This is a genomic window from Acidobacteriota bacterium, from assembly GCA_034211275.1.
Taxonomy (GTDB): Bacteria; Acidobacteriota; Thermoanaerobaculia; order Multivoradales; family JAHZIX01; genus JAGQSE01.
On record JAXHTF010000312.1, the window covers coordinates 1 to 4,188 of the forward strand.

Below are 4,188 nucleotides of genomic sequence, written 5' to 3' on the forward strand. Positions count from 1 at the left end.
GTCGATGATGGCGTCGAGCAGGGGCTGGACGCCCTTGTTCTTGAACGCGGTACCGCAGAGCACCGGTTGCAGCTTGGAACCGATGGTGGCTCGGCGCAGAGCGTCCTTGAGCTCATCGTCGGTGACTTCGTCGCCGGAGAGATACTTCTCCAGCAGCTCGTCGTCGGTCTCGGCGATGGCCTCGACCATCTGCTCGCGCTTCTCGTGAGCCAGATCGTTGAGCTCGGCGGGAATGTCCACCAGCTCGTAGTTGGCCCCCAGATCCTCGTTCTTATAGAGGAGGCCCTTCATCTGCACCAGGTCGATGACGCCGTTGAACTCGCTCTCGGCACCCCAGGGCAGCTGAATGACCACCGGCGAAGCGTGCAACCGGGACCGCATCATGGCGACGGTGCGATCGAAGTCGGCGCCGACGCGATCCATCTTGTTGACGAAGGCGATACGGGGCACGTGGTACTTGTCCGCCTGGCGCCACACGGTCTCGGACTGGGGCTCGACGCCGGCGACGGCATCGAAGACCGCCACGGCACCGTCGAGGACGCGCAGCGAGCGCTCCACCTCGGCGGTGAAGTCCACGTGACCGGGAGTATCGATGATGTTGACCCGATGATCGCGCCAGAAGCAGGTAGTGGCAGCGGAGGTAATGGTGATACCCCGCTCCTGTTCCTGGACCATCCAGTCCATGGTCGCGGTGCCTTCGTGCACCTCACCGATCTTGTAGTTGATCCCGGTGTAGAACAGGATCCGCTCGGTGGTGGTGGTCTTACCGGCATCGATGTGGGCCATGATGCCGATGTTCCGCGTATCTTTGAGCGCTACTTGCCTTGCCATGACTTATACGTCCGTATTGCTTACCGTATTGCTAAACCGGGGCGGCCGGCCCGCGAAGGGTCGCCGCCCTGGATCGATCTCGTCAGCTTGCCGCGTCGTCGCCTTGCTGCCAGCGACCGACTCGGGCTAGCGGTATTGGGTTACCAGCGGTAGTGGGAGAACGCCTTGTTGGCCTCCGCCATCCGGTGGGTGTCTTCCCGCTTCTTGACCGCGCCGCCGCGGCTCTGGGAAGCGTCCATCAGCTCGTTGGCGAGCCGCAGCTTCATCGTCTTCTCGCCCCGCTTGAGCGCCGCCTGAATCAGCCAGCGCATCGAAAGCGCCAGCTTGCGGCTCGCGCGGACTTCGACGGGCACCTGATAGGTCGAACCGCCGACGCGCCGGGACTTGACCTCCACAGCGGGCTTGACGTTCTCGATGGCCCGCTTGAAGACCTTCATGGGATCGTCTTCGGTGCGCCCTTCGATCGTGCGAAGCGCATCGTAGATGATCCGCTGGGCGGTGTTCTTCTTGCCGTCCTCCATGAGGACGTTGACGAACTTCGCCACCAGCTGGGAGTTATAGATCGGGTCGGGCAGAATTTCCCGCTTCGGAACTTCTCTTCTTCTCGGCATGGTGTCTTACCGCTCCCATCACGCCTTGGGGCGCTTGGCTCCATACTTAGAACGCCCCTGACGACGGGCTTCCACGCCCACTGCGTCCAGGGTGCCCCGGATGACGTGATATCGAACACCCGGCAGATCCTTCACACGGCCGCCGCGAATCAGCACGATGGAGTGCTCCTGCAGGTTGTGGCCGACCCCGGGAATGTAGGTGGTGACCTCGATTCCATTGGTCAAGCGAACGCGGGCGACCTTGCGCAGAGCCGAATTCGGCTTCTTGGGGGTCTGGGTGTACACGCGCACACACACGCCGCGCTTCTGCGGGGAACCCTGGAGCGCAGGACTCTTGGTCTTTTCGAGCTGGCGCTCACGTCCTTTTCGAACGAGCTGATTGATCGTCGGCATACTTACCTCCAACGAACGACCGTTGAACCTGCGTTGACCACCCGCATGAGTGGTGCAGGCCACGAAGCGAAGAACCATGTCGCAGGTTCAGCGCCGGTTGTCTTACGTCTGTTCTAGGGCGCCACGGTCTTGGGAAGACCATCGGCGCGAGGAAGGCGGATCGTAACAATCTCGGAAACGCGCGTCAACCCGAACGGGCGACTTCGCTCCGAACACCACCAACCTCCTGCGGACAGGCATCCGCCGCAGAAGTGAGACTATAGCACAAGGGGTTTGGGTTGGCTAGCGTTTTGATGCGTCTTGCCTGCCCGCGCGAGAGCACTCGGCAGTGGCTTCCCATTCTGGAAGAGCTGTCGCGGCGCGAGCGAATCAGACTTTGGGCAGGTTCTCCAGCTTCTGCTTCAGTCGCTCCCAAAGGAGGTGCTCCAGACCGTCCGGGCAGCCAATAGCCACCGGCTCGACAAGCTCGACCGCTTCCAACAAGGTCTCCCGGGCCGCGCCGCTCTCTCCTCTGGCTAGCTGGAGCTCGGCCAGCGCTGACAACGCCGAGGTCTTCGGAATGGCAGAATGATCCGGATCATCGTCCACCACGCTCCGGTCGACTTCGACTCTCTTCCAAATCGCCGCATAGGCGGCTTCATCGTCACCAACGTTTGTTAGAGCGTTGTAGAGACTAAACAGGCCTATGGCTAAATTCTCCCTGTCTTCCAAGGAACCGCCGAGCATTAGGCTGGTTGGAATTTGCAGAGCCTCCCGAGCAGCTGCGACAACCCTTTCGCGGTCCCCTAAAGGGAAACTACTGACCGCGAGGTCAATTAGGCTTCGAGCCAAAGGATTGCCAAACCGGTGCGGATCCTTCTTAAATAGACGGCGATAAATCTCCGCAGCCTCCCGAAGGACTGCTAGGGCCGCCTGGAATCGATCAATCTCTGACAGGCTCAGGGACAGATTACGCAGGGCAGCCGCGAGATCTCCTGCGTACCTTTCGGGCGCCTCACGAGCCAAAGCCCGCAACAGCTCGACGCTTTCCAGGGTTACGTCCAACGCCTCTTCCTGCCTACCCAGCCTACTGAGATGACCGGACAGATTGTTGAGGCTGCGGGCTTGCTCGGCTAGGTGCCTGCCGGGATTCTCGCTGGCAAGAGCTCGAACGATGCTCACTGCCTCCTGACTGACCTCCAACGCCTTTTCTCGCTCTCCCACCTCAGCTAACTGATTAGCGAAGTTGTCTAGGGAGTCCGCAAGGAAGGGGAGGTTCCGCTGGGGGTTTTCACTCGCGAGCGCCCCCCAGAGGTGAACCGATTCCTGCACTACAGAGAGCGCCTCGTGAGAGTCTCCTCGTCCAGCGAGAGTTCTAGACAAAAGGCCAAGGCACTCGGCCAGAGCAAGCCTAGCTGGCAGCTCCCGCGCTAGTGTCACCGCCTTCTTTAGATGGGAAGCAGCCTCCGCATCGTCTCCAAGCCGATGCAGCAGCGCCCCGAGGCGCCGATGCAGATCCAACCGCTCCTTTCGCGTATCTCCCTGCCGTGCCTGAGACTTCGCCAGCAGAGATTCGAGTACCCGCAGGTGCCGTAGAGCAGCAGGGCGAGACATCTCGAGAGGTGAGTCAATCAGCTCCTCGATGGTCTGCCTGCCCACGGGTTCGAGAGCCTCGCTCGGCACCTCGAAAACCCCGGACCTCCAAGCCCAGAAGTCTTGCGCCTCGCGGGCTAGCTTGGTCAACGCGTAGTCCGGCAGTACTAGAACAACAGGAAAAGGAAGATCGCGGAAATTCTCCCGCGCCATGTTGAGGTGGGTCAGCGCGGGAGGAAACTCCTGGCCCGAGGGGATGGAGCGCTCGAAACCCAGAACGAATAGGGGTCGATTTGGCTCTTGATCGACTCTCTCGATCTCACTCAGCAAGTCGACAGCCTGGCCCCTTAGACGAACGACTCGACCCGGGCGGCCTCGGGAAGCAAGCTCTGCCAGTAGTAGATCGACCAAGCGGTCGGCTTCCACAGGCACGTTGTGCACCAGGAACGCCAGCGTAAAACCATCAGCGTACTCAAGAAGGCGAATTAGCGGCAGGAGGTCGGCCGGAATCGGAGGCGGCGTTACACAAGGATCCAGAGGCTCTTCGACCTGATAAACAGCCGCTGTCTCACGCACTTCGTCGCTCATTCATCCTCATCCTGATTGGTCGTTCCTTCCTCAGCCTGCGGAGCTTGTCCTGCACCAACCTCCTCGCTACCCCGGCGCAAAGCTTCTTGAAAAGCAGGCAGACTCAAGACTGCGGGATGAACATCGCACCAACGCTTGTGGTTCTGGTATTCCAGCACACTGAGATTGAAGAGCATTAGCTGGTGTTCAGCAT

Annotated in this window: 5 protein-coding genes; all 5 read right to left on the reverse strand. The window is 60.6% G+C overall.

What is annotated here, in order from left to right; all coding sequences use genetic code 11:
• On the reverse strand, window positions 1-831 hold an 831-nt coding region (locus tag SX243_25330), incomplete at its 3' end, for a GTP-binding protein (GenBank protein MDY7096311.1).
• Between the two features lie 140 nt (window positions 832-971).
• The gene (gene rpsG / locus SX243_25335) at window positions 972-1,442 is read right to left on the reverse strand and encodes a 30S ribosomal protein S7 (GenBank protein MDY7096312.1); all 471 of its coding nucleotides are present in this window, start codon (window positions 1,440-1,442) and stop codon (window positions 972-974) included.
• Between the two features lie 18 nt (window positions 1,443-1,460).
• Entirely contained in the window at window positions 1,461-1,835 is a 375-nt protein-coding gene (gene rpsL, locus SX243_25340; GenBank protein ID MDY7096313.1) for a 30S ribosomal protein S12, read from the reverse strand.
• A 369-nt stretch (window positions 1,836-2,204) separates the two neighbouring features.
• Window positions 2,205-3,995 carry a tetratricopeptide repeat protein gene (locus SX243_25345; GenBank protein ID MDY7096314.1) on the reverse strand — a complete coding sequence of 597 codons (1,791 nt, stop codon included), beginning with the start codon at window positions 3,993-3,995 and terminating at the stop codon, window positions 2,205-2,207.
• Window positions 3,992-4,188, reverse strand: a 197-nt coding sequence (locus SX243_25350) for a hypothetical protein (GenBank protein MDY7096315.1), incomplete at its 5' end; no start/stop codon positions are given. The genes SX243_25350 and SX243_25345, both read right to left, overlap by 4 nt.

What these genes read in the sequence shown, in the direction of transcription:
- rpsG (MDY7096312.1), bottom strand. Translation starts at nt 1,442, where the DNA reads ATGCCGAGAAGAAGAGAAGTTCCGAAGCGGGAAATTCTGCCCGACCCG.
- rpsL (MDY7096313.1), bottom strand. Translation starts at nt 1,835, where the DNA reads ATGCCGACGATCAATCAGCTCGTTCGAAAAGGACGTGAGCGCCAGCTC.
- SX243_25345 (MDY7096314.1), bottom strand. Translation starts at nt 3,995, where the DNA reads ATGAGCGACGAAGTGCGTGAGACAGCGGCTGTTTATCAGGTCGAAGAG.